Origin of the sequence: Bradyrhizobium sp. URHD0069, assembly GCF_000701345.1 — a bacterium.
Classification (GTDB): domain Bacteria; phylum Pseudomonadota; class Alphaproteobacteria; order Rhizobiales; family Xanthobacteraceae; genus Bradyrhizobium.
Window position 1 is genome coordinate 88,421 of sequence record NZ_JNIJ01000027.1, and the last position, 6,000, is coordinate 94,420.

The 6,000-nt window shown below is 54.6% G+C and carries 3 protein-coding genes and 1 pseudogene; all 4 read left to right on the plus strand.

Annotated elements, in window-relative coordinates; genetic code table 11:
- The first annotated feature begins 256 nt into the window (after positions 1 to 256).
- Entirely contained in the window at positions 257 to 1,447 is a 1,191-nt protein-coding gene (locus N554_RS40040) for a M23 family metallopeptidase (protein WP_156041968.1), read from the plus strand.
- A 155-nt stretch (positions 1,448 to 1,602) separates the two neighbouring features.
- A complete protein-coding gene (locus N554_RS37405; protein ID WP_156041969.1) occupies positions 1,603 to 2,562 on the plus strand; it encodes a zinc metalloprotease in 960 nt (319 codons plus the stop codon).
- A 48-nt stretch (positions 2,563 to 2,610) separates the two neighbouring features.
- Complete coding sequence (locus N554_RS0117795) at positions 2,611 to 4,290, plus strand: S1 family peptidase (RefSeq protein WP_029584701.1); 1,680 nt, start codon at positions 2,611 to 2,613, stop codon at positions 4,288 to 4,290.
- A gap of 1,377 nt (positions 4,291 to 5,667) precedes the next feature.
- A pseudogene (locus tag N554_RS0117805) lies at positions 5,668 to 6,000 on the plus strand (transposase); the annotation flags it as partial.

Genomic DNA, 6,000 nt, shown 5'->3' on the forward strand with positions numbered 1-6,000 from the left:
GAGCCACCACCGGAAACGGCAGATGCTATCCGCCTTTGCTCCTCGCGCTTGGTACGTTTCTGATTCCGAAGCTGGTCGACTTTGGCAACTCTCTCGCAGATCATTCCGATGTCGCCGGGCGGCGTTGGCAAAGACTCAACCTTCCGTAGCAGAATAAAATTTCATTAAAGCGGTTGGGCTGCCGATAGCTAGATGATCGATCGCCAGACCTTAGCGGACTGCGTGGATCCCAAGAAAACAAAAGAGAGTGCGTCAAATGAGGTTCGCAACAATCGGGGTAACGGTCGCTGTCTTGACCGTTGGGCACTTGCCATCCAAGGCGCAGGATGTGCCCGCCGCGACCAGTCGCGTGATAGACGTTCAATGGCCGGGAGGCGATGCGGGAGCCGCTCCTCCCTTTCTCGAAAGTCGCCTCAGTAAAGTCAATCAGACTCTGTTGCCCGTTCTGATCCCAAGGCATTTTTTGAAGTTCAAGACCTTCGCCTTTGTCGGAGAGGAATTACATTATAGTGCGTCTGTGTTGGCAAACGGTGCCAAGTTGTCCATTAGCGGCACTCGAATCGCGATCGACCCGCCCAAGGGCTCTCGATTGCCGCCTGAGCGCGGACAGCAGATAACGTCGGAAGCCGGTGACGGCACATCGCAAGCCACGAAGGTACAGTATCGTGCGGCCTACAAGGTGATCGTGGAGTGCGAAGCGGAATGGGATAGGCGCTGTGTCGACGCTCGTTACGCGAGACGGCTCCTTTCGGGTGCACATCTCATGGGCGGCGGCAAGGATGCCCCGAGTAATGCGAGCGAAGGTGAAGCGGCCCCTTTGCCTCCCGATCAGCCCTTTGACAAAGACTTTACATTCAGTCCTCCTGGCGAACTTACCCCCGGCAGTGGAAGAGGCGTCGTGTCGACGACCGTTTACACACCGGATATTCGTTTCCCGGTCGAGGCTGGACCCGCCTATCTCAATTCACAGGTTTGGAACATCGGCGGAAACTATGGACCGAAAGGCAGTTGGCGCGATAAAGCCAACTACCGTTATCCTTGGCACGATAATTTTTGCGAGAGCCGCGCGCGTAGGACACTCGCTTGCCCGAGCGGTACTGGTCATCAGGGTGTCGACATAAGGCCAGCCGATCATCGCGATGCCACGCATTGGGCCGTGGCCGTCGAAAACGGGAGGATTACAGACGTCGGAATTTATACTGTTACTCTCGTTGGGCGTTCGGGTTCTGAATACAGATATCTTCACATGAAAATGAACCGGCTCGCGGTCCAGCAAGGGGCGAGTGTCACCCGCGGACAGCGGATCGGACTGATTTCTAATGATTTTGGCGGAACTCCAACCCCCGTGCATCTGCACTTTGAGCTTCTTCAAAATGTAGGGGGGCGCGGCTTCCACCATGTACCGCCTTACACGTCGCTCGTGCGAGCCTACCAGGGGGCCAAGTAGCGCATTTGACCGGAGTGTTGGTTTGCTTGACGGTTTTCGTCGTGCGATTTGATAGCCTGGTGGACCATGCATCGGGTGTGCGCGATGGCTGATTCTTCCGTAAGGTTGCAATACATTCTAAAGCAGGGATAGCTTCATCAATGAGCGGGGGTAGCATGGTCCGACAATTATTTGCGATTTTCGCCCTAGCCTTGTTTTTCTCTCCGGCCCTCGCGGAGGAGCCCGATATCGAGGATAACGCCGATCAGATCAGATTGGGGCAGGCCTTGGAAAGCGATCCAGCTAGCCGTGCCGCGCTGACAGAGCAATTGAAACTCTTGCCACAGCTCGACGTTACGCGCGCGTTCGACAGCAACAGCCTCGTCGCTCAGCTAAAGGCGCTGAAGCCGCTGGAGACTAATCTGAAAACAGCGCCAGATGCCGGAGGCGGTTTGCTAAAAAAAGATCCCAAGGCTTACATTGCTACTGCCACCAAATGGACGCCTGGAAGCACGAGCGCCTTCATCAATTTGAAGGGGCAGCTCGCTATCGCGGTGTGCTGGATCAACCCGGAAGATAGCAACGAACGTGGGCGGACGTTGACACGACAATCTATCAGCGCAACCTGGGAGTACCATGGCGACATCACCTTTGTGGGTTGGCAGAAATGCACACCCAACGCCAAGGGCATCAAAATACTGATCGCGGACAGCCGCCCTAAAAGCAGTCTTGGCAACCTCAGCGATGGCCGATCGCAGTCGATGGTCTTAAATTTCAGTTTCCGCGATCCGGAAATGGCGGGCTGCCAGACAACACCCGATCTTTGCATACATTCGATCGCAGTTCACGAGTTTGGTCATGCGCTCGGATTGCTTCACGAGCAGGATTCTCCTGAAACCCCACAGTGGTGCAAGAAACGACTGGGCGCTGGCGGCATCAGCAAGCCAGTTGCTGAACTTAAGGCGAAAATGGCGACCGATTGGGACGAATTCTCGGTCATGGACTATTGCTTCGATATTTATTCTCACCGCGTGCAATTGTCTGATTGCGACATTGCCGCCTTGCACGCTTTTTATTCGAAGTCTCCGGCGAGTGGGTATTCGCCCAAATGCCCGATTCTACTCAAGCCGATTTGAATTTGGAGCCGATCCTCGGATCAAAATACCGGGTGAAGGTAAATTGTAATGAACTGGTTCGTAACTAAAATCGTAGCCATCCTGGCTTTGCTGGTCAGCGCGACGTCTGCATGGACGAGCGCCGCATATGCGCAGCACATCCCCGAAATCCTCTATCACAAAGATAGGGCAGCTAAACTTCAAGACTTCTTTCGAGATCGTCTACTGCAGATTTCGTATGAGGTCACTGAAAAGTCGACTGGCAGGAGCAAAATCGTTCGGGGTACCGGCTTCGTCATTTCGCCGGAGGGCTGGGCGCTCACGGCGGCCCACGTTTTTGAGCCGGCCTTTTCCGACGCCTATGAACAGAAAAAAGAGGTCATTGCTCAGCAAGCCAACGGCGGCAGTGTGGAGAATGTGAGTGTCATTCAAGGGAGCATTATTTTTTCGAAAACTGCCGATGTGGCCTTGTTTCGAGTGGCGAATCCATCCGGCGCCGACCTGGAAAAATACTTCTGTGTCGAACGTAGCGAAAACAGGCTTGTTGCAGGCAGCAAGGTGACGATCGCCGCCTGGAGATACTATAAGCCAGAGCGGGATCGGGAAAACTGGTATCTGCAGTATTACCCGAGCAAGGATGTTGAGCAGCGGAACGGGCCGGGAAATCTCTTCGAATATTTGGGATTTTCGCAGGAATTTCATAATTCGATGAGTGGCGGGGCCGTTATACAAAACGGAAAAGTGGTCGCCGTCATATCGAATGCGCTGATGGACAACGGCAGGCCGATAGCCGATGGGAACTACGCATACCCGTTGAGATATGCGAAAGACGTGCAATGGGATGGACGCGCCTTCGATTGCGGACGTGCCATCTCCGGTGAAATTGATTTCGTCCGTAAGGCAACCTACGAGAACTTTTCCACCGAAACCTGCGAGGGATCGCTGGCTTGGATTCCCGATGGCACCACAAGAGAATTTTATAGTTTTCCAAAAAATGCCACGTACCGGCTCGGTCGACAACTCTTGTCCTGCGACCCCTTGTTATGTTCATGTTCGGGTCCAAAGCCTGACAAGACGGTTCGACTCGTCATCAATCACAGATCACCAAATCAGAATGAACCGTCGTGTCGGGCGGAAGCCATTTCGTCACATTTTGTAGGGCAGCGAACCTATTACGGAGCGCAGGTTATCCCAATCTTTTTGGATCATGCCCTCGCGCACGTTACGCCACAGACGTGGTTTTTCAGAAACGCTAGCCTGTTGCGCAGGAGTATGAGCGGGAAATTTGATCGTACGACCGCGGGGTCATCCGCACATTGGGAATGGTCCCCCATCGGGCCCACTGGTTTTAACAAGATCACGCGGGAAAGTGGGCGCGCCGCCCAGCAAAAATGCCTGAACCTTAGCACCGATGAATGCAAAGACATCGCCGCTCTCAAATATTTCGATAAAGAAACTGAGACAGACATGCAATGGCATGGCTATCCTCGGCCCAGTTTAAATCCGAAGAGCACCTTGTTCGGATTGAGGGCGCGCGAACTCTGGGCCATCCCTGATCCGCTGCTCGCCCAAAACTTGCATTTGAAAAATTGGATTCTAAGATTTGGGACCACCACGAACGCGAGTTCAGCGAACCTCGTCGATTTTGCTTTTTGCGTGAACGCGGACTGGGACCGTTTCGTTGTCAGAACTTTCGCTCCCGAACGGAGCATAGAACCGACCCAAGTCGAAGTCTTATTCGATGACTAGCGGCCGAAAAAACTGCGACTAGCTCAAAGGCATCTCGACCAGAGCGTTGGGCTATCGCCGGCATCGACCCCAATCCGCAAAAGGAGGGCGAGATCACTCGCTGGACCAAGGGATACCGGGAGGCCGTGCATCCTTACTGGGCCTGACGGCGGCTATGTGAACTTCATGATGGACGATGTGGGCTCAGGCCCGCTACCGAAGTCGCCTGTGAGTTCATCACTAGATGGTGTAGTCCCTCACATGATTGTTCGATCGCCGCGCCCAAAGCTCGGAGAATTTCTGTTCAGTGACGCAAAAAGACATTTGCAACCCTATTGGGAGTTAAGCGGAACCTAATCCGAAGCTTGCCAACATTCGATTTGGAAGGTTTAATTCTGTGATGCGATATACGATGGAAAAGTTGCCGGGTCGCGACTTGTGGGCAGTTATCGATTCTGTCACGCACAGGCCTGCGTTAGTGAATGACGTACCTCAGATTGACCTCGTTCTTGATGACGCTGACGATCTCACCGATTTACTCAATAGGCTCGACCAAGAAGCGGCCCTCGGCGCCAAGCACTGAAGCGCAGGATTAGGCTAGTCGCCATCGCGGCGACGGCTTCCTAGCCAAATGAATAAGATCGCGACAACGCTACTGCTAATGATCGTCTGAATTACTGTCAGACTGGCAGCAAATGCCTTTGCATCGCAACTGGCGCTCGTGACCGTGACTTTTTGATTATTACGGCGTCGCGATCAATCCGCTAGCCGTTGCAACTATCCAGCGGTTGCCCCAACGCACGATAGAGTCGATTCGCCCGATCCCGGGCACTGTGTCGCCGCGTGTTGCCATCCGAACCCCATCGGGCCCTTCGAGAACAGCCGTTCCGCCTCGAACATCAAGAACTGTCCAACCCTCAATAGTTGTCGGTCTTGTCTCTGGCGCCGGCACGATAGGCCCTCGCTCGGTTAGAGTCATGTTTGCTTGGATAGCCGGAGAGGCTGTGCTGGAAGAGTCCGTAGATAGGTGATCCGCTCCCGGCGCTGCGGCTTGAGGCTTGGCGGAAGGCCTCGCTCCAGCGGCGGAGACCGTATTTACGCCTGGTGGTGTTTGCGAACCTGGCGTGGATGCCATCTTTCGAGCGCCTTCGGTCTTACCGCCTGACTTTATTTCGGCAATTCGACGCGAAGGCGTTTCTGTCTGAGTGATTGGATTGAGGGCCGCCCTATTTGCAGAACCATACCAACTAAAGCCGCCAGCCCATCCCAAACCAAAGCCTGCAGCCAGTGCGCCTGCGACCAGCCAAATGGTGCGCTTTCGATCACCGTCTGGCTTCTGAGCTGCTGCCGGTTTGATGGACACCAAGTTTGGGTGTTTCATGAAACCGGAGGTGGGTCATGCAGAGACGCAAATTCAGTCGAGAGTTCAAAGTCGAGGCGGTCAGGATGGTGAAGGGCCGCGGGGTCTCTGTGGCGCAGGCGGCGCAGGACTTGGACGTTCATGAGAACGTGCTGCGCAAGTGGGTCAAGGAGTTCGGCGCCGATCCGGCGCAGGCCTTTCCTGGCCATGGGCAAATGAAGCCTGAGCAGCAAGAGATCGAGCGGTTGCGCCGCGAGGTCGCAAAGCTGAAGGCCGAGCGGGATATCTTAAAAAAGGCCGCAGCCTACTTCGCGAAGGAAGCGACATGAAGTTCGGCTTCATTGCGAAGCACCGGAGCATCTGGCCGGTGG

Bases quoted from the DNA above. Each gene is read 5' to 3' on its own strand.
- N554_RS40040 (WP_156041968.1), top strand. From the start codon at position 257: ATGAGGTTCGCAACAATCGGGGTAACGGTCGCTGTCTTGACCGTTGGG.
- N554_RS37405 (WP_156041969.1), top strand. From the start codon at position 1,603: ATGGTCCGACAATTATTTGCGATTTTCGCCCTAGCCTTGTTTTTCTCT.
- N554_RS0117795 (WP_029584701.1), top strand. From the start codon at position 2,611: ATGAACTGGTTCGTAACTAAAATCGTAGCCATCCTGGCTTTGCTGGTC.